Raw genomic sequence first — 17,913 nt, forward strand, 5'->3', positions numbered from 1 at the left:
GACTTGGAAGCGCCGCCACGGTGCAGAATTCTGCTCCGTTGCACGCCTTGGCGAAGGTAACGGCATGGATTCCAGGGTCTACGCGACGGAGCTTCGCTCCTGCTCCGCCCTGGAATGACGATCGCGATGGGCGTTTCGGCCAATCTCCCACGATGCCGCCTGCCGACGCAGACAGAGCCGACCGGTCAAAATCCCTGTGCTCGGGAATTAGTTGCTGGGGAAGCCTAACTCGGCGTTCCACCGGATCGCGGAACGCCGGCGCTGCCCCTCATCCGCCCTTCGGGCACCTTCTCCCCGTATAGTGACGGGGAGAAGGAAGACTGCGTCAGGCGAAGGCGCCGTGGCAGTGCTTGTATTTCTTGCCGGAGCCGCAGGGGCAGGCTTCATTGCGGCCGACCTTGCCCCAGGTCGCAGGGTTCTTCGGGTCGCGGTTTTCCGGAGCGACAACGGTATTCGAATCCTGGCGCAGGAGAAGCGCGGTTTCGCCGCCCTGGAAATCGTCCTCGCCGGTGGAGCCGTCGATATGGCTGCCGAACATCTCGGGCGCCTCGGGCGGCGGCGCGTCCGCAGCCTCGCGTACCAGCTCGACGCGCATCAGCTGCGCGGTGACCGCTTGGCGCAAATTGCCCAGCATGCCCTGGAACAGCTCGAAGGCTTCGCCTTGTATTCCTGCAGCGGGTCGCGCTGGGCGTAGCCGCGGAAGCCGACGACCGAGCGCAGATGATCGAGATTGACGATATGCTCGCGCCACAGATGATCGAGCGTCTGCAACACCACCGAACGCTCGACATAATTCATCACGTCGGGGCCGAAGCGGTCGGCGCGCTCCTTGGCGGCGGCGTCGGCCGCGGCGGTGATCCGCTCGCGGATGTCGTCCTCGGCGATGCCCTCTTCCTTGACCCATTCCTCGATCGGCAGGTCCAGGTTGAGGTATTGCCCCACCTCTTCCTTGAGGCCAGCGACGTTCCATTGCTCGGCATAGGCGTTTTCAGGGATGTTCTTGGCGACGATCTCCTCGATGACGCCTTCACGCATCTCGGCGATCGTCTCAGACAGGCCTTCGCCGTCCATCAGCTCGATGCGCTGCTCGAACACCACCTTGCGCTGGTCGTTCGAGACGTCGTCATACTTCAACAGATTCTTGCGGATGTCGAAGTTGCGCGCCTCGACCTTCTTCTGCGCCTTCTCCAGCGCCTTGTTGATCCAGGGATGGATGATCGCCTCGTCTTCCTTGAGGCCGAGCTTCTGCAGCATGCCGTCCATGCGCTCGGAGCCGAAGATGCGCATCAGGTCATCCTGCAGCGACAAGAAGAATTTCGAGCGGCCCGGATCGCCCTGACGGCCGGAGCGGCCGCGCAGCTGGTTGTCGATGCGGCGCGATTCGTGGCGCTCGGTGGCCAGAACGTAAAGGCCGCCGGCGGCCAGCGCCTTTTCCTTCAGGCGCTCGACATCGTCGATGATGGCCTTCTCCCGGGCCTCGCGCTCGGGGCCGGCCGGCATGTCGCCAAGCTCCTCGGCGATGCGCATCTCGGCATTGCCGCCGAGCTTGATGTCGGTGCCGCGGCCGGCCATGTTGGTGGCGATGGTGATGGCGCCGGGCTTGCCGGCCTGGGCGACGATGGACGCCTCGCGCTCATGGTGGCGAGCGTTCAGCACTTCGAAGTCCTTGATGCCTTCCTTGCGCAGGCGCTCGGCCAGTAGCTCGGATTTCTCGATCGAGGTGGTGCCGACCAGGATCGGCTGGCCGCGGTCGCGCGCGTCCTTGATTTCCTTGACGATCGCCTTGTATTTCTCGTCGACTGTACGGTAGACCTCGTCGTCCTCGTCCTTGCGGGCGACCGGCAGGTTGGTCGGGATCTCGGTGACTTCGAGATTGTAGATGTTGGCGAATTCCTCGGCCTCGGTCAGCGCCGTGCCGGTCATGCCGGCGAGCTTCTTGTAGAGGCGGAAATAGTTCTGGAAGGTGACGGAGGCCAGCGTCTGGTTCTCCGGCTGGATCTGCACATGCTCCTTGGCCTCGAGCGCCTGGTGCAGGCCTTCCGAATAGCGGCGTCCGGGCATCATGCGGCCGGTGAACTCGTCGATGATGACGATCTCGCCATTGCGCACGATGTAATCGCGATCCTTCTGGAACAGCAGATGCGCCTTCAGCGCGTTGTTGACGTGGTGGACGATGGCGACGTTCTCGACGTCGTAGAGCGACTCGCCCTTGAGCAAGCCCGCCGCTGTCAGCATGTTTTCGAGCTTCTCGGTTCCCTCCTCGGTGAAGATCGTCGTCTTCTGCTTCTCGTCGACCTCGTAGTCCGCCGGGCCGAGCCTCAGCATGAAGGCGTCGATGGTGTTGTACATTTCCGAGCGGTCCTCGAGCGGACCGGAGATGATCAGCGGCGTGCGCGCCTCGTCCACCAGGATGGAATCGACCTCGTCGACGATGGCGTAGGAGTGGCCGCGCTGCACCATCTGCGAGCGCTCATACTTCATGTTGTCGCGCAGATAGTCGAAGCCGAGCTCGTTGTTGGTGGCGTAGGTGACGTCGGAAGCATAGGCCTCGCGGCGCTCGTCGTCGGAAAGGCCGTGGACGATGATGCCGACGGTCAGGCCGAGGAATTTGTAGACGCGGCCCATCCATTCGGCGTCGCGCTTGGCGAGGTAGTCGTTGACGGTGACGACATGCACGCCCTTGCCGGCGAGCGCGTTGAGATAGACCGGCAAGGTGGCGACCAGGGTCTTGCCCTCGCCGGTGCGCATCTCGGCGATGCCGCCATTGTGCAGCACCATGCCGCCGATCAACTGGACGTCGAAAGGCCGCATGCCGAGCACGCGGCGGGCCGCCTCGCGCACCGTGGCGAAGGCCGGAACCAGCAGGTCGTCGAGCGAAGCGCCGTTGGCAAGATCCTGGCGGAATTTTTCCGTGCGCCCAGCGAGTTCGGCGTCGGAAAGCGCCCGCATCTCGTTTTCCATGGCGTTGATGGCCTCGACCCTGGGCCGGGTCGACTTGACGCGCCGGTCGTTGGAAGAACCGAAAACCTTACGGGCGAGACCGCCGAGACTGACCATCCAATGGTCCTTTCGATAGCAATTTTGGCCGTTTGCGACAGGCGCCTGGCGGGCCCATCAAATCCGCGTGAATGCGGACAAACGCAAAAAGCGCCCGGAAAACGGTTCTGGACGCCAAGTCGTTGGACAGATAAGAGGGGGCTCAATCGATGTCAACGCCGCGTTAGCCCTATGGGCAGCGCCAAATTCCGCCACAATCCGACTGATCTGGAACCCTTCCGCTCACGCGATCCTCATTGGCAATCCCATTGGAGTTATCTTGATGTCCCTGTCGTTCCGCCGCGCCTCGCTCGCCAGCCTCGGTCTGGCCTTCGGGCTCTCGGCTCTCTGCCTGTCGCCGCTGATGGCGCAGGAGACCAAGCCCGCGGATGCCACCGCGCCTGCCGCTCCCGCCGCGCCGGTCGATCCCAATGCCGTGGTTGCCACCATCAATGGCGAAAAGCTGACCGAGGCCGATCTTCAGCTCGCCGAAGGCGAACTCTCGCAGCAGTTCGCGCAGCTGCCGCCCGATCAGCGCCGCGCGGCCGCCCTTTCGGCGGCGATCGAAATCCGCGTCATGGCCAAGAAGGCGGTCGACAGCGGCCTCGACAAGGACGCCGACTTCCAGCGCCGCATGGCTTTCCTGCAGGCGCGCGCGCTGCATGGCGAAGTCGTCGAGAAGGAAGTGGTCGACAAGGTCACGGACGCCGAAGTGCGCGCCCGCTACGACCAGGAGATCGCCAACACGCCGCCAGTCAACGAAGTGCATGCGCGTCACATCCTCGTGAAGACGAAGGAAGAGGCCGAGGCGATCATCAAGCAGCTCGACGGCGGCGCCGATTTCCAGAAGCTCGCCAACGAACACACCAACGACCCTCGGGCAAGACCAGTGGCGGCGATCTCGGCTGGTTCGGACCGGGCCAGATGGTGCCGGAATTCGACAAGGCGGCCTTCGCGCTCGACGTCGGCAAGTACACCAAGGAGCCGGTGCAGACGCAGTTCGGCTGGCACGTCATCAAGCTCGAGGACAAGCGCGCCAAGCAGCCGCCGGCTTTCGACGACGTCAAGGACCAGGCCAAGCAGGCGGTAATCCGCGACAAGTATTTCGCCATGGTGAAGGACCTGCGCGCCGCCGCCAAGGTCGAGATCCCGGACGAGAAGCTCAAGAAGGACGTCGACACGCTGGAAGCGGGCAAGTAATCCGCTGTCGGCCTGGTTATCCTGAAAGGGCGCCAACCGGCGCCCTTTTGCTTTTGGCTCAGGCGGTCAGAATCCCCGCGTGATGTAGCCGACGGCGGCGCGGATCGCCGCCTCGTCCTCGTCGAGCCGTCCGGTCAGCAGATGCCGCCAGGCGTAGGACGCGATCAGATCGGCGACGATCCCGGCATCGACATCGGCCGCCACCTCGCCCGCGCCTTGGCGCGCTCGATGATCCGGCCGGTATGGCTGCGGCGTTCCCTCGAATACTCGGCAAGCACGGTCGCGGCTGCCTCGTCCGACTGTGCCTCCGCGATCAGCGAGCGGTAGATGTTGCCCGACGGGTGTCGCGCCAATGGGCGAAGAGATTTTCGAGAAAGCCGGCCAGGTCGTCCTTGACGTTTCCGGTGTCGGGTGTCTCGACATGCTTCTGCCTCTGGTAGATCTCGATCAGCAGCGCCGCCTTGCTCGGCCACCAGCGATAGATGGTCGGCTTTCCCGCCCGCGCCCGCCGGGCGACGGCCTCGATCGAGAAGCCGGCATAGCCCGCCTCGCGCAACACGGCCTCGGCCGCCTCGATGATGGCATCGGCGCTCTCGGGATTTCGTTTCGCGCCGATCGACTTGCGCCCGCGAGCGGCGGCTTCGCCCATCGATGTCTTCCTTAGCCGGTGAATCTAGGGACGATCATATTGGCTTCGCGAGCGAAACGAAACGATCCGTTTCCAGACCGCGAGTGCTTCGGCTGGGGCGATCAGGCGTGGCCAGAACGCCCCTTGCGCCGGGACGCGCTATCGGGCAAACCGGCCTTCCTTTCGCTTCATTGCCGTTCCGGGGTTCCGATGTCCGCTACGATCTCGCCGCTCGCACCGAAGAAATATCCCAAGATGCCGGTCATCGAGGGTGTGCGCATCGCGACCGCCGAAGCGGGCATCAAATACCGGAATAGAACCGACCTGCTCGCCATGGTCTTCGATCCGGGCACGGCTGTCGCCGGCGTGTTCACCAGGTCGAAATGCCCGTCGGCGCCGGTCGACTTCTGCCGCCAGAACCTGCCTGCTGGCAAGGCGCGCGTGCTGGTGGTCAATTCCGGCAATGCCAACGCCTTCACCGGCAAGAAGGGCAAGGTCTCGACCGCGCTGACCGGCGAGGCGGCGGCGAAGGCCGCAGGATGTTCCGAAAGCGAGGTATTCCTGGCCTCGACCGGCGTCATCGGCGAGCCGCTCGACACCACCAAATTCAGCCATCTGCTCGCCGGCCTGGTCAAGGACGGAAAGCCCGATCTGTGGACCGAGGCGGCAAAGGCCATCATGACCACCGACAGCTATCCGAAGGTGGCGACGGCGACGGTCAAGCTCGGCGACGCCGACGTGACGATCAACGGCATCGCCAAGGGCGCCGGCATGATCGCGCCCGACATGGCGACGATGCTTTCCTTCATCGCCACCGACGCGCCGATCGCCGCGCCCGTGCTGCAGGACCTGTTGTCGCGCGGCACGGCCAAGACCTTCAACGCGGTGACCGTCGACAGCGACACCTCGACCAGCGACACTCTGCTCATCTTCGCCACCGGCAAGGCCGCCGCGCGCGGCGCGCCGGTGATCAGCGATGCCAAGGACGCGCGGCTTGGCGCGTTCCGTCGGGCGCTCGGCAAGGTGTTGAAGTCGCTGGCGCTGCAAGTGGTGCGCGACGGCGAGGGCGCGCGCAAGCTGGTCGAGGTCACGGTGACCGGCGCCAAATCGGCGCGTTCGGCCAAGCGCATCGCGCTTTCGATCGCCAATTCGCCGCTGGTCAAGACGGCCGTCGCCGGCGAGGACGCCAATTGGGGCCGCGTCGTCATGGCCGTCGGCAAGGCCGGCGAGCCGGCCGACCGCGACCGGCTGTCGATCTGGTTCGGCGACAATCGCCTCGCGCATGAGGGCGAGCGCGATCCGGCCTATTCGGAGGAAGCGACGTCTGCCTATATGAAGCGCGACGACATCCGCATCCGCGCCGATATCGGCATCGGCCGCGGCAAGGCGACGGTGTGGACCTGCGACCTCACCAAGGAATATGTCGCCATCAACGGCGACTACCGGAGCTGATGGCGCCGGTGTCCAGGCATCCGGCAAGCGTGCTGGCGGTCGTGCGCCGCTACGAGGCGGCGGGCTTTCGCGCCTGGCCGGCGGCGGCCGTCCATTATGACGGGACCTGGGTGGTGCGGCTGACCGCCGGGCATCCGGCCAAGCGCCTGAACTCGGTCAATCCGCTCGATCCGGGCGACACGCACGCCATCGAGGAGCGCATCGGCCGCGCCGCGCGCCGCTTCGATGCCTATGGCAGGCCGCTGACCTTTCGCATGTCGCCGCTGTCGGGACAGGTGCTGTCCACGCATCTCGACAAGGCCGGCTGGAACAGGTTCGACGAATCCATGGTCATGCGGCTGCCGCTCAAGGACCTCGAGCTCGGCGCGGCCATGGACCAGATACCGCTCAAGGACATCAGCCGCTTCATCGGCGCGTCGCTGAGGACCAGCGGCTCGGACGCCTCGCTGCGGCCCGGCCTGTCGGAGGTCATCGGCGCCATTCAGCCCGAAGCTGGGCTGTTCGCGCTGGAGGACGGCAACGAGCCGCTGGCGACGCTGATCTGCGTCCATGATGGCGATCTCGCCGGCCTGTTCGAGGTCGCCACCGAAAAATCGGCCCGCAAACAGGGCCATGGTCGCAATCTCATCCTGTCGGCGCTGAAATGGGCGCGGCTGCGCGGCGCGCGCGAAGCCTGGCTGCAGGTCGAGGCCGGCAATCTACCGGCGCTCTCGCTCTACCGGTCGCTCGGCTTCGAGGAAGTCTACCGCTACCACTATCGACGGCCGCCGGGCGCATGAGCGAGGTGAAGCCAGCCGGAAAGCGCCTGCTGCTGGTCGCCGCCTGCGCGCTGGTCGATGCCGACCGACGCGTGCTCCTGGCGCAGCGCCCGGAGGGCAAGCAGCTTGCCGGCCTATGGGAGTTTCCTGGCGGCAAGGTCGAGCCCGGCGAGACGCCTGAGGAGTGCCTGGTTCGCGAGCTGCATGAGGAACTCGGCATCGAGACGGAGATTCCGTGCCTGGCGCCGCTCACCTTCGCCAGCCATTCCTATGACGATTTCCATCTGCTGATGCCGCTTTATGTCTGCCGCCGCTTTCGCGGGATCGCGCAGCCCAGGGAAGGGCAGGGGCTGAAATGGGTCAGGCCGCGGCAGATGCGCGACTATCCGATGCCGCCGGCCGACGCGCCGCTGATCCAGTTCCTGATCGATCTGCTGTAATTTCGCGACCTGTCTTCGCGGCCGTTCACCGTTTGCCGAAAGCGTCGTTTTCCGGAGCTGCTTTAGCCAGCGTTAATGGAAGATTTATCTCGACGTGAAAAATTGCGGGAGGCCGTTTCGCGCGGCAACATCGTTGATGACCGGGAACAACGGCATGAGTCTTGAAAGAGAGTGGGACTCGATCCGGCCTGACCGAGGCTTCCGCGCCGCGGATGCCGGCATGGGCATCCTGCGAGTAACGCTTCTCTTCGGCTCGGCCGCCGTGGCGCTGGCGCTGATCGCAACGCCTTTCCTGGACAGCCAGACGCGATCGCAGGGCACCCGCGACGGCTTGCCTGTCGGGCTCGACATGACAGCGACCGGGTCGATCGGCCATCGCACAAATACATACACGGTGCGCCGCAGTGTGCTGCAGCCGATGCCCAGTTCAATCTGCGTCATCCGCAATGACGGCAGCCGCAGCGGCGAGTGCTGACATGGTTAATGATTTTTGGGACACCGGCATTTCACTCGCCGTTAAGCTTTCACCGTTAACCTTTCTTAACGGGTAGGACACTAGAATTTCTGCATAAGGGATGGATGGCCATGAAAAACCTGCTGCAGCAATTCGTAAGGGATGAGACCGGCGCCACGGCCATCGAATATGGCCTGATCGTTACCGTGCTGTCGCTTACCATCATCGGCGGCGTAGGCAGGGCAGCGGATGCGCTCCAATGGCTGTTCAGCGACAACAACAGCAGGCTGGTCCAGGCCTTCTCCCACTGACGAAACCGATCGGGCAATCAGAGACGCAGTCAGCCCTTCGGCGGATTCTCCAGGATCGCCTTCAGCGATACCTTGGCTGATCCAGGCTTGAGCGGCTTCTGCTGCGAGGCGTCAGGCGCCCAGCCGGACATCCAGACAATCGAAAAGCTTGCGCGGATGCGGCCATCCGGGTCTGAGAACCGTTCGGCATAGATTTCGGCCGCGTGGGCAAACAAACGCCTGCTGCCGGGTCGCCGGCTGCGGTCGATGAGCGGGCTGGTCTCGCCCATGGCGCGCAGGTCGGCGGCGAGATCGAAGAGCGTATCGTAGCGCACGGCGACCGCTTCGACATCGGCGACAGGCAATGCCAGGCCGGCGCGCTGCAGCAAAGCGCCCGCATCGCGCACGTCGGTGAAGGGAAGAATGCGCGGGCTCGCGCCGCCGTAAAGCTCCGTCTCGGCCGTCAGCATGCTTTCGCGCAACTCGGCCAGCGTACCCGCGCCGGCAAGAGCGCCAAGGAAAAGCCCGTCCGGTTTCAGCGCCCGGCGGATTTGCGCCAGCACGCCGGGAATGTCGTTCATCGCGTGCAGCGAGAGCAGGGAGACGACAAGATCGAGGCTGCCGTCCTCGAACGGCACGGTTTCCGGCGGCGCCACCAGGCCCGGGCCGCCGGCCAGAAGCGCTTCGTCCATCTCGACGCGCACGATCTCGCCGACGTTGCCGCTGGCGGCGAGCACGTCGGCCGCCGCCGACGTTTGGCAGAACAGCGCGGCCGCCTTGCCGAAGCGGCGCTCGACAGCACCCAGCCGATCGGCAAGGTCTTCGGCCGCTCGACGCATCAGGAAATCGGCACCCTCGACGGGGCGGGCGAGGGCCCGGCGCTTGCGCGCGAGCCAGAGCTCAGTGTCGATCAAAGGCTGCAATCAAAAGCTTCCTGTTGTCCGCGCCCGCCAGAGTGGTGTTAATGTGGCGAGGGGTTTCCTTTCACGTGGCCGATCCGGTGCACAAGATCAAGACCAGCGCGGTTCAGGACATGACGCGGCAGGCACTGGCCTGGCCGGCGCGTCTGTTGTTTCCGCCGGTTTGCGCCGGCTGCCGTCGCCATGTGTCGCAGCCCGGCGTCTTGTGCGGCGCCTGCTGGCCGAAGCTCAGGCTGCTGGAGAAGCCCTGGTGCCCGGTGATGGGCACGCCCTTCACCCACGACATGGGCGAGGGGTTTCTGTCGGCGGAGGCGATCGCCGATCCGCCGCCCTTCGAGCGGGCGCGCGCCGCTGTCATCTATTCGGGCGTCGCCCGGCAGATGGTTCAGGGGCTGAAATACCAGGACCGGACGGACCTGGCGCCCTGGATGGCGAACTGGATGCTCCGCGCCGGCGCGGAGCTGATTGCCGAGGCCGATCTGGTCGTGCCGGTTCCGTTGCACTGGCGGCGCTTCTTCCGGCGCCAGTTCAACCAGTCTGCGGAGCTTGGACGCGCCGTTGCAAAGCTCAGCGGGCTGCCATTCTCGCCATCCGCGATCAAACGCGTGAAGCTGACGCGCCAGCAGGTCGGGCTCGAACGGCATGAGCGCGAGGAGAATGTGCGCGCCGCCTTCCGCGTTCCATCGGAGGCCGAGATCGAAATCTCGGGCCGCCGGGTGCTGGTCGTCGACGATGTCTACACCACCGGCGCCACGGTGAGGGCGGTCGCCAAGGCACTGAAGCGGGGCGGCGCCGGAGCGGTCGACGTACTGACGTTCGCCCGAGTCCTGCCGGGGGACTTTCGGGCGGATGAGTCCGCGACTATATAGAAACTCAAACGTTGTTTTTGGTGCAGGTCGCGTCAATACAACCATTGGCGACATGCATTGGCAGGATTGTGATCGATGGTCGATGTGACGATCTATACAAGGATGATGTGCGGCTACTGCAGCGCCGCCAAGCGGCTGCTCGACCGCAAGGGCGTGAGCTATACCGAGCATGATGCCTCGTTCTCGCCGGAACTGCGCCAGGAAATGATTTCCAAGGCGCATGGGCGAACCACCTTTCCGCAGATTTTCATCGGCGACACGCATGTCGGCGGCTGCGACGATCTCCATGACTTGGAGTCGCAGGGCCGGCTGGATGTGATGCTCGCCAACGGGAGATGATCATGGGTGTTTTCAAGGCCGCCGCCGTGCAGATGCGTTCGGGCACGAGCCCCGAACGCAACGCCGCCGACATGGAAATCCTGGTCCGCCAGGCCGCCGGCCAGGGCGCCACCTATGTCCAGACACCGGAAATGACGGGTGCGCTGGTGCGCGACAAGGAAGCCGGCGCGGCCGCTTTCACCACCGAGGACAAGGACATTGTCGTCGCTACCGCGCGCAGGCTGGCTAAGGAGCTCGGCATCCACCTGCATATCGGCTCGACGGCGATCCGTCGCGCCGACGGCAAGCTCGCCAACCGCGCCTTCCTGTTTTCACCCGACGGCACGCTGACTGCCGGCTACGACAAGATCCACATGTTCGATGTCGACCTCGACAATGGCGAGAGCTGGCGCGAATCCGCATCCTACGAACCGGGAACGGAAGCGGTCGTTGCCGACATCAATGGAACGAAGCTGGGCTTTGCGGTCTGCTACGACCTGCGCTTCCCGCAGCTGTTCCGCGCCGAGGCTATGGCCGGGGCCGAGGTGCTGACGGTGCCCGCCGCCTTCACGCGCCAGACCGGCGAGGCGCATTGGCATGTGCTTTTGCGCGCCCGCGCCATCGAGAACGGCGCCTATATCGTCGCCGCAGCGCAGGGCGGCCTGCATGAGGACGGCCGCGAGACCTATGGCCATTCGCTGATCGTCGATCCGTGGGGGCGCGTCATCGCCGAGGCCGCGCATAACGAGCCGGGCGTGATTGTCGCCGAGATCGATCCGGTGCAGTCGCTTGCGGCGCGCCGCAAGATTCCCAACCTGAAGAACGCACGCGACTTCACCGTCAATGCCGGCGCAGGCGAAGCGCCACGTCTCAGGGGTGCTGCCTCTTGATCCGCTTTTCCCTGATCTGCGAGCACGAGCACGAATTCGAAGCCTGGTTTCGCAGCAATGACGACTTCGACACCCAGAAGAAGCGCGGCTTCGTCGATTGCCCGAGTTGCGGTTCGCACAAGATAGAGAAGGCGCTGATGGCGCCGGCCGTTTCGACCTCGCGCAGGCAGGAGAAGGTCGCTCTAGCGATGGGCGAGGCGCAGAAGCAGGCGCTGGCGCAGTTGAAGGCGCTGGCCGAGAAGGTGCGCGAGAATGCCGACTATGTCGGCGACAAGTTCGCCGAGGAAGCGCGCAAGATCCACTTCGGCGAGACCGATCCGCGCGGCATCTACGGCGAGGCGACGCCGGAAGAGGCGCAAAGCCTGATCGAGGACGGCGTCGAGTTCATGCCGATACCCAGCTTTCCGGACGACCGGAATTAGGACGGCGAACTCAAACTTCCGATCAGTTTTTGCAGCAGTTTCGCCAGCATTTCCCGGTCCTCGCGCGTCAGGCCGGCGAGCATTTCGTGCTCGTTGGCGACATGAGCGGCGAGTGCGGTGTCGGTCAGCTCCCGGCCTTTCGCGGTGAGCTGCACGACAACGCCGCGCCGATCGCTCGGGTGCGGCGCGCGTTGGATCAGACCGGCCTTTTCCAGGCGATCGAGGCGGGCGGTCATGGCGCCTGACGTCACCATCGTCGCCTCATAGAGCTCGGTCGGCGTCAGCGCATAGGGTGAGCCCGACCGCCGCAACGTCGCCAGCACGTCGAACTCGCCGGCCTGCAATCCGAACCGGGCGAAGACCGGCGCGAGCCGGTCGCGCGCAATGAGCGCCGAGGCCTCGTTCAGCCGTCCGATCACCCCCATCGGCGACACGTCGAGATCCGGCCGCTCCCGCCGCCACTGTTCCATAGCCCTGCCCGCCCGATCCATATCGCTTACCGCAAAGTATCTTGACGTAAAGAATCTTCACGCTATCTTATCGCATGAAGAACCGGCCGCCAAGCGGTCACGCAGCGACAGGACAGCCCGATGAAATTTCTCTGGGATTCGGCGATCGGCCTTCTGGTCGTGACCGGCGGCCTGCTCGGCATGACGCTGCCCTTCGGCAAGCTCGCCACCGCCGCCGGCGCGCCGGCCATGGTCTGGGCTTTCATTATCTCGTTCGGCGCCGGCGGCGTGCTGTTGCTTGCGCTTCTGCTGCGCGGCGAGCGCATCCGGCTGACGCCGCACAAGCTGCGCTATTTCTTCGTCACCGCAGCGATTTCCTATGCCATCCCCAATCTTTTGATGTTTTCCGCCATCCCGCATCTCGGCGCCGGCTACACCGGCATCATGTTCACGCTGTCGCCGGTGATCACGCTGGTGTTCTCGATCCTGCTCGGCGTCAGGCGTCCGAACCTGCTCGGCGTCATCGGCATCGCCGTCGGCTTCGTCGGCGCGGTGATGGTCGCGCTGACGCGCGGCGAGGCCGGCCAGGCGGCGGACTATTTCTGGGTGGCGATCGGTCTGCTCATTCCGGTCAGTCTTGCCGCCGGCAACATCTACCGTACCGTCGACTGGCCGGAAGGCACCGGCCCGATCGAGCTCGCCGTCGGCAGCCACCTGGCCTCAGCCACGCTGCTCCTCATCGGCATACTGACGCTTTTGGGCTGGCAGGCCTTCGCACCGCTCGCCAGCGTGCCGCTGGTGATCGTCGGGCAGGTCGCCTCGGCCTCGGCAATGTTCGTCTTCTTCTTCCGCCTGCAGGCCGTCGGCGGCCCGGTCTATCTCAGCCAGATCGGCTATGTGGCGGCGGCCGTCGGCTTGTTCGCCGGGACGATCCTCCTCGGCGAGCACTACCAGTTTTTGACCTGGCTGGGTGCGGCCATCATCACCGCTGGCGTGTTCATCACCACCAAGGCGCAAAACCAGGCTGGTGCGCCGGCGCCGGTTCGCATCGAGCCAGCGTCGTCCCGCAGCTAATCCTCTTTGCTCGCGGCGCACGTCCTTATCCCGAAACCGGTTCCCATTTTCGGGAGACATGCTTTAAGTTCGCCTTGACGCTGTTCCAGACAGAGAACGACTACGCATCTTTCGTGAGATTGCTTTCGGCGAAAAAGGAGAAAGCCATGGCCAACGCGGAAGGTCCGGTCAGCGTCGCGGATTTCCGCGCCGCCATGCGGCTCATCGTCGGCAATGTCAGCGTCATCACGGCCGGCGTCGGCGACGACCGCACCGGCCTCGTCGTCATCTCGGTGGTGTCGGTGTCGGCGGAACCGCCGAAGGTGATCGCCTGCGTCAACCGCTCCTCGTCGACCTGGCCGATCATCGAGCGCCACCGGCATTTCGGCGTCAACTCGCTCGGGCCTCAGCACCAGCGGGTGGCCGAGCGCTTCTCCGGCTTCGGCGGCATCAGGGGCAAGGACCGTTATGAAGGCGCCGAATGGACGACGCTGAAGACCGGCGCGTCGTTGCTCACCGATGCGGTGGCCGCGTTCGACTGCAGCCTCGACGAGATGATCGACCGCGGCACGCATTCGATCGTCATCGGTTCGGTCGAAGCTGTCAGAACCCAGGACGCTGGGCAGGCTCTGATCTACTGGCGGGGCGGCTATCGGCCGTTGGAAGCCTGAGGTCTGACGCGATCAGACCGAGGCTTTCTCCGCCAGCACCATGTAGTTGACGTCCATGTCCTTCGAGCGCTGCCAGCGGTCGGCCAGCGGATGATAGATGACGCCGGTGCGGTCGATCACTGTGAGGCCTGCGGCGCCCAGCGCCTTTTCCAATTCGTCCGGCCGCACCAGTTTGCCGAACTGATGCGTGCCGCGCGGCAGCCAGCGCAGCACATATTCGGCGCCGATGATGGCGAGCCCGAGCGCCTTCAGCGTGCGGTTGATCGTGGCGACGAACATGATGCCGCCCGGGCGGACCATCTGGCCGCATTTGGCGACGAACAGATCGACATCGGCGACATGCTCGACCACTTCCATGTTGAGAATGACGTCGAAGGTCTCGCCGGCATCGGCCAGTTCCTCGGCCGTCGTGGCCCGATAATCGATGCTGACGCCGACCTCCGCGGCATGCAGCTTGGCCACTTCGATGTTCGTCGCCGAAGCGTCGGCGCCGACCACTTCGGCGCCAAGCCGGGCCATCGGCTCGCACAGCAAGCCGCCGCCGCAGCCGATATCCAGGAAGCGCAGGCCCTCGAAGGGCCGCGCCGCGCGCGGATCGCGGCCGAAACGCGCCGCCACCTGGTCGCGGATATAGGCAAGCCGAATCGGATTGAACTTGTGCAGCGGACGGAACTTGCCGTTCGGGTTCCACCATTCGGCGGCAAGGGCGGAAAAGCGTTCGACTTCTCCGGCATCGATGGTCGATCGGCGGGGTTCTGGCATAGGCGGGTCTCCAGCGCATGACTCCGAAAATCGGAATCGATTTTCGGAAAAGGATCATGCGCAAAGTCAAACTGCTACAGCGTCCTTTGCGCGTCCGAGAGAACGCGCGGCGCTGTAGAGCGTTAGGAAGTCGGGTCCTTGGCGCCAAAAGTCAAGGCAGGGTTTTTCGGTTGCTGCCACACGTGTTACCGGCAACCCCGCGGCGCGGCCCGGCGTTCCGTAGAGGCAGCCGGCCTTGTCGACATCGACCTCGGTTTCACACCCGCCACCAATCTTCAATACGGGTGCCTCGATCCTGGTCCCGGCAAGACGACGCCCGCGCCAGCCGCCTATCTGGCTTTCCCCAGCTCGAGTTTGTGCCCCTGGATCAGACCTATCGTCGGCTGGACGAAAACCGCTACGCCTACAGCGCGCCCATGTTCGGTTACGAGGCCGTGCTGGATGTCTCGCCGATCGATCTGGTTCTCGATTGTCCCGGCCTGTGGACAAGTGTGGCGCGCCCAGGCTGAGACGAGCCGGATTCGGCAGCCTTTAACATCAAATTTACTGGGTTGACGATTTCCAAGGACGTGATCGGCCTTTGGCATGTACATTGCCGGCCGTGTGTCGAGAGAGGGCTTGATGCGCATCAAGACCCAGATCATTGCCACGCTGCTGAGCGCTGCGGCCCTAATCGGCGTGGTGGGCGCTATCGCGATATTTTCGCAGATGTCCCTGACCAGGTCCGACGCACTGGCCGAAGCAATAAGCGCGGGGCGGCAACTGGCCGAGGCCATAGCCTTCAAGGCTGCCGATGCGCCACGGCCTGTGTTCGAGAGACCCGGCGCGCTGCGCGAGTTCGTGACATCGCAGCACAGCCGGTCGAAACGCGATCTCGTCGTCGTCGATCGCGGCAAGATCATCCTGGCCGATATTCCCGGTGAGGAACGGAATGTCGGAACGGTGTTCGAGCATGATCGCGGCAATGAAGTCGGCCGCACGCTCGACGATGGCGAGCCGCGCGGCTTCGTCGAAGACAGCGCCGACGTGTCCGAAGCGATCAACCTGGTCGTTGTGCCGGTCGAGGGCGCTCCCGACGAGATCGTTGGCGCCGTGCTGTACGAATACACGCCCCTGCTGCAGGCCGCCCAGGACCGCACCAATGCGATGCTCTGGCTGGTCGGCCTTTCCACCGTGGCCGCCATGCTGGTTGCCGCGCTCTCCGCCTTCCTGTTGCTCAGCCGTTTGGGCTCTGGTCTTGCCTACCTCAATCGCGGCATCGAAGCGCTGGCGCGTGGCGATGCCGGAGCCCGTATCGGACTCGTGTCCAGGGATGAGTTCGGACAGTTGGCGCAAGGCTTCGACAGCATGGCGTCGGAGCTGGAATCCTCGCGGCTGCAGCTCATCGACCAGAAGGCCTATATCGAGGATATCGTGCGCACCGTCGCCGAAGGCATCGCCGTCATCGATGGCGAAGGGCGAGTCGTATCCGTCAACCCGGCCGCGGCCGACCTCGCCGGACGGCACGCCAGCAGAATCGAGGGGCAGGAGTGGCGCTCGATCCTGGATATGCGAAGTGCTTCCGGCGACAAGCTTGCGCCCGGAACCTCTCCGGTCGAACTGACCCTTGCCACCGGCCGGCGGCATCAAGGCGAGGTGCGGTTGGTAAGGCCCGACGGCTCGCAACTGCCGGTGATCGCCAGCTGCAATCCGCTCAACCGGGCCGATGGCGGCATCGTGCTGACGCTCAGCGATATCAGCGAACTGCGCAGCGCCGAGCGGGCGGTCAATGACCGTGCCGAGGAACTGGCGGTGCTGAACCGGGAACTGAAACAAACCACGGAAGCCACCAACCGCCTGGTCAAGCTCGGTGAACTGCTCCAGGCCTGCGTCACCTTTCAGGAGGCGTTTTCGGTGGTTGGTTCGGCGATGCCGGACTTTTTCGGCGGCTTGAGCGGAAGCGTCCACCTGACCAGCGCCTCGCGCAATCTGGTCGAGGAGATGGCGCATTGGGGGGAAATCCGGTCCAGCGTGGGGCAATTCGCGCCTGAAGACTGCTGGGCCCTGCGCCGCGGCCAGGAGCATGCCGCCGGGCCGGGCATGCTCACGCCGCGTTGCAACCACATCAGCGAGAACGGCGGGCGCGGCTATCTCTGCGTGCCGCTGGCGGCTCAGGGCGAAACGCTGGGCATCGTGCATCTCTGCGAGCCCAACGCTGCCGATAGGCCGGATTGGGTCTCCCAGCGGCAACAGGTGTTGCGCGGTGTCGTCGACACGCTGGCGCTGGCGCTGGCCAATTTACGGCTGCGCGAGACGCTGCGGCAGCAATCGATCCGTGATCCCAACACCGGCCTCTACAACCGCCGCTATCTCGAGGAGACGAGCAGCCGCGAACTGCGGCGCCTGGAACGCTCGGGGCAGCCCATGGCGGTGATCATGCTCGACGTCGACCATTTCAAACAGTTCAACGACACATTCGGTCACGAGGCCGGCGATCTCGTGCTCAAGCAGGTGGCCAGCACGCTGCTCGACCATGCCCGGGAAAGCGACGTGGTGTCGCGCTATGGCGGCGAAGAGTTCGCGGTGATGATGCCCGGAACCTCACTTGTCGATGCCGCCGAGCGCGCCGAGGCTCTGAGAAAGGCGGTCAAGCAGCTGCATCTGGCGCATCGCGGGCGCACATTGGGCACCATTACCGCCTCGTTCGGTGTATCCGCCTTCCCCGAACTCGGCTCCTCATGGGCCGAAATCGTCAACGCTGCCGATCGTTCGCTGTACCAGGCAAAGGCGGACGGGCGCGATCGGGTTGTCGCCGGATTACGCAAGACCGATCCCGACTGGGACATTCCCGCTCCGGGCAGAAGCGCGGCTGAGGGCTGAGCTGCGGCATCCGCTTCGGGCGAAATGCATCAGCGCGACAGCGCAATTTCGGCATGGCTCATGACAACGCTGGCGGGCTCGATCGCCTGCACGGCCTCGCTGTCGCCGATCTCGGCGATGATGCGGTCGGCCGCCGCCTGGGCCTGATCCAGGCTCTGCCAGCGCACGACGTCCACCCAGGCGCCATCCTCACGCCTGCCGAGGTGGCGGGCAAGAAAGCCCGGCTGCCGGGCAAGCCAGTCGGTCATGACCCCGTTGTTGGCGACAAAGCCGGCTTCGGTGCCGGGCTTGAGGCGGAAGGTGACGATTTCCAGGGTCTCGGTCATGAGAATCTCCAAAGGCCGGGTTTCGGCAGTTTATGGCACGATCGGCGACAGAAATCCGTCAGGATGAGCGTTGTCGGGCCGGCTATAGCCCGCTCGCTTGCGAAGCCTTGTTGTTT

The 17,913-nt window shown here is 64.8% G+C and carries 17 protein-coding genes and 3 pseudogenes; 14 read left to right on the forward strand and 6 right to left on the reverse strand.

Annotation, left to right across the window (positions count from 1 at the left end; all coding sequences use genetic code 11):
* Positions 1-325: 325 nt before the first annotated feature.
* A pseudogene (gene secA, locus EJ069_RS30230) lies at positions 326-3,057 on the reverse strand (preprotein translocase subunit SecA).
* 262 nt (positions 3,058-3,319) lie between these two features.
* Here secA and EJ069_RS30235 point away from each other — a divergent pair.
* Positions 3,320-4,236: pseudogene (locus EJ069_RS30235) on the forward strand (peptidylprolyl isomerase).
* A gap of 66 nt (positions 4,237-4,302) precedes the next feature.
* Here the strand turns inward: EJ069_RS30235 and EJ069_RS30240 are convergent.
* Positions 4,303-4,885 (reverse strand): annotated as a pseudogene (locus EJ069_RS30240) (TetR/AcrR family transcriptional regulator).
* Between the two features lie 189 nt (positions 4,886-5,074).
* Here EJ069_RS30240 and argJ point away from each other — a divergent pair.
* The 5 genes from argJ to EJ069_RS30265 all read left to right on the forward strand — a co-directional run bounded on the left by argJ (position 5,075) and on the right by EJ069_RS30265 (position 8,279).
* Complete coding sequence (gene argJ, locus EJ069_RS30245; protein WP_126064238.1) at positions 5,075-6,316, forward strand: bifunctional glutamate N-acetyltransferase/amino-acid acetyltransferase ArgJ; 1,242 nt, start codon at positions 5,075-5,077, stop codon at positions 6,314-6,316.
* Positions 6,316-7,095, forward strand: a complete 780-nt coding sequence (locus EJ069_RS30250; RefSeq protein WP_189342222.1) for a GNAT family N-acetyltransferase — start codon at positions 6,316-6,318, stop codon at positions 7,093-7,095. The genes argJ and EJ069_RS30250 overlap by 1 nt, the downstream gene beginning before the upstream one ends.
* Positions 7,092-7,514, forward strand: coding sequence for a (deoxy)nucleoside triphosphate pyrophosphohydrolase (locus EJ069_RS30255; protein WP_126064239.1), 423 nt, complete (start codon positions 7,092-7,094; stop codon positions 7,512-7,514). Before EJ069_RS30250 ends, EJ069_RS30255 begins: the two co-directional genes overlap by 4 nt.
* A gap of 154 nt (positions 7,515-7,668) precedes the next feature.
* The gene (locus EJ069_RS30260; RefSeq protein ID WP_126064240.1) at positions 7,669-7,989 is read left to right on the forward strand and encodes a hypothetical protein; all 321 of its coding nucleotides are present in this window, start codon (positions 7,669-7,671) and stop codon (positions 7,987-7,989) included.
* Positions 7,990-8,093: 104 nt separating this feature from the next.
* A complete protein-coding gene (locus tag EJ069_RS30265; RefSeq protein WP_126064241.1) occupies positions 8,094-8,279 on the forward strand; it encodes a Flp family type IVb pilin in 186 nt (61 codons plus the stop codon).
* Between the two features lie 29 nt (positions 8,280-8,308).
* On the opposite strand, the gene EJ069_RS30270 is transcribed toward EJ069_RS30265, so the two are convergent.
* On the reverse strand, positions 8,309-9,181 hold the full coding sequence (locus EJ069_RS30270; RefSeq protein WP_126064242.1) for a methyltransferase domain-containing protein: 873 nt from the start codon (positions 9,179-9,181) through the stop codon (positions 8,309-8,311).
* Positions 9,182-9,246: 65 nt separating this feature from the next.
* Here EJ069_RS30270 and EJ069_RS30275 point away from each other — a divergent pair, with 65 nt between their 5' ends.
* The 4 genes from EJ069_RS30275 to EJ069_RS30290 all read left to right on the forward strand — a co-directional run bounded on the left by EJ069_RS30275 (position 9,247) and on the right by EJ069_RS30290 (position 11,677).
* Positions 9,247-10,047, forward strand: coding sequence for a ComF family protein (locus EJ069_RS30275; RefSeq protein ID WP_126064243.1), 801 nt, complete (start codon positions 9,247-9,249; stop codon positions 10,045-10,047).
* A 75-nt stretch (positions 10,048-10,122) separates the two neighbouring features.
* On the forward strand, positions 10,123-10,386 hold the full coding sequence (gene grxC, locus EJ069_RS30280; protein WP_126064244.1) for a glutaredoxin 3: 264 nt from the start codon (positions 10,123-10,125) through the stop codon (positions 10,384-10,386).
* Positions 10,387-10,388: 2 nt separating this feature from the next.
* On the forward strand, positions 10,389-11,255 hold the full coding sequence (locus EJ069_RS30285) for a carbon-nitrogen hydrolase family protein (protein ID WP_126064245.1): 867 nt from the start codon (positions 10,389-10,391) through the stop codon (positions 11,253-11,255).
* Positions 11,252-11,677 carry a DUF1178 family protein gene (locus EJ069_RS30290; protein WP_042647698.1) on the forward strand — a complete coding sequence of 142 codons (426 nt, stop codon included), beginning with the start codon at positions 11,252-11,254 and terminating at the stop codon, positions 11,675-11,677. Before EJ069_RS30285 ends, EJ069_RS30290 begins: the two co-directional genes overlap by 4 nt.
* Here the strand turns inward: EJ069_RS30290 and EJ069_RS30295 are convergent.
* Positions 11,674-12,168, reverse strand: a complete 495-nt coding sequence (locus tag EJ069_RS30295) for a MarR family transcriptional regulator (protein ID WP_126064246.1) — start codon at positions 12,166-12,168, stop codon at positions 11,674-11,676. The genes EJ069_RS30290 and EJ069_RS30295 overlap by 4 nt on opposite strands.
* A gap of 99 nt (positions 12,169-12,267) precedes the next feature.
* Between EJ069_RS30295 and EJ069_RS30300 the strand changes: the two genes are divergently transcribed.
* Both EJ069_RS30300 and EJ069_RS30305 read left to right on the forward strand, forming a co-directional pair.
* Entirely contained in the window at positions 12,268-13,200 is a 933-nt protein-coding gene (locus EJ069_RS30300) for a DMT family transporter (RefSeq protein ID WP_126064247.1), read from the forward strand.
* A gap of 146 nt (positions 13,201-13,346) precedes the next feature.
* A complete protein-coding gene (locus EJ069_RS30305) occupies positions 13,347-13,850 on the forward strand; it encodes a flavin reductase family protein (protein WP_126064248.1) in 504 nt (167 codons plus the stop codon).
* Positions 13,851-13,862: 12 nt separating this feature from the next.
* On the opposite strand, the gene ubiG is transcribed toward EJ069_RS30305, so the two are convergent.
* Positions 13,863-14,612, reverse strand: a complete 750-nt coding sequence (ubiG, locus tag EJ069_RS30310) for a bifunctional 2-polyprenyl-6-hydroxyphenol methylase/3-demethylubiquinol 3-O-methyltransferase UbiG (protein ID WP_126064249.1) — start codon at positions 14,610-14,612, stop codon at positions 13,863-13,865.
* 356 nt (positions 14,613-14,968) lie between these two features.
* Between ubiG and EJ069_RS32945 the strand changes: the two genes are divergently transcribed.
* Together EJ069_RS32945 and EJ069_RS30320 are read left to right on the forward strand one after the other, a co-directional pair.
* A complete protein-coding gene (locus EJ069_RS32945) occupies positions 14,969-15,121 on the forward strand; it encodes a hypothetical protein (RefSeq protein WP_189476037.1) in 153 nt (50 codons plus the stop codon).
* A 112-nt stretch (positions 15,122-15,233) separates the two neighbouring features.
* Positions 15,234-17,471 (forward strand): sensor domain-containing diguanylate cyclase, encoded by a 2,238-nt coding sequence (locus tag EJ069_RS30320; protein WP_189476039.1) that lies wholly within the window; start codon positions 15,234-15,236, stop codon positions 17,469-17,471.
* A 29-nt stretch (positions 17,472-17,500) separates the two neighbouring features.
* Here EJ069_RS30320 and EJ069_RS30325 read toward each other — a convergent pair whose 3' ends face one another.
* The gene (locus EJ069_RS30325; RefSeq protein ID WP_126064251.1) at positions 17,501-17,797 is read right to left on the reverse strand and encodes a hypothetical protein; all 297 of its coding nucleotides are present in this window, start codon (positions 17,795-17,797) and stop codon (positions 17,501-17,503) included.
* Positions 17,798-17,913: the final 116 nt, after the last annotated feature.

This window comes from Mesorhizobium sp. M2A.F.Ca.ET.043.05.1.1 (genome assembly GCF_003952445.1).
In the GTDB taxonomy this organism is placed as follows: Bacteria; Pseudomonadota; Alphaproteobacteria; order Rhizobiales; family Rhizobiaceae; genus Mesorhizobium.

Excerpts from the sequence above, each read along its gene's own strand:
- argJ (WP_126064238.1), top strand. The coding sequence starts at position 5,075 with ATGTCCGCTACGATCTCGCCGCTCGCACCGAAGAAATATCCCAAGATG.
- EJ069_RS30250 (WP_189342222.1), top strand. The coding sequence starts at position 6,316 with ATGGCGCCGGTGTCCAGGCATCCGGCAAGCGTGCTGGCGGTCGTGCGC.
- EJ069_RS30255 (WP_126064239.1), top strand. The coding sequence starts at position 7,092 with ATGAGCGAGGTGAAGCCAGCCGGAAAGCGCCTGCTGCTGGTCGCCGCC.
- EJ069_RS30260 (WP_126064240.1), top strand. The coding sequence starts at position 7,669 with ATGAGTCTTGAAAGAGAGTGGGACTCGATCCGGCCTGACCGAGGCTTC.
- EJ069_RS30265 (WP_126064241.1), top strand. The coding sequence starts at position 8,094 with ATGGCCATGAAAAACCTGCTGCAGCAATTCGTAAGGGATGAGACCGGC.
- grxC (WP_126064244.1), top strand. The coding sequence starts at position 10,123 with ATGGTCGATGTGACGATCTATACAAGGATGATGTGCGGCTACTGCAGC.
- EJ069_RS30285 (WP_126064245.1), top strand. The coding sequence starts at position 10,389 with ATGGGTGTTTTCAAGGCCGCCGCCGTGCAGATGCGTTCGGGCACGAGC.
- EJ069_RS30295 (WP_126064246.1), bottom strand. The coding sequence starts at position 12,168 with ATGGATCGGGCGGGCAGGGCTATGGAACAGTGGCGGCGGGAGCGGCCG.
- EJ069_RS30300 (WP_126064247.1), top strand. The coding sequence starts at position 12,268 with ATGAAATTTCTCTGGGATTCGGCGATCGGCCTTCTGGTCGTGACCGGC.
- EJ069_RS30305 (WP_126064248.1), top strand. The coding sequence starts at position 13,347 with ATGGCCAACGCGGAAGGTCCGGTCAGCGTCGCGGATTTCCGCGCCGCC.
- ubiG (WP_126064249.1), bottom strand. The coding sequence starts at position 14,612 with ATGCCAGAACCCCGCCGATCGACCATCGATGCCGGAGAAGTCGAACGC.
- EJ069_RS30320 (WP_189476039.1), top strand. The coding sequence starts at position 15,234 with ATGCGCATCAAGACCCAGATCATTGCCACGCTGCTGAGCGCTGCGGCC.
- EJ069_RS30325 (WP_126064251.1), bottom strand. The coding sequence starts at position 17,797 with ATGACCGAGACCCTGGAAATCGTCACCTTCCGCCTCAAGCCCGGCACC.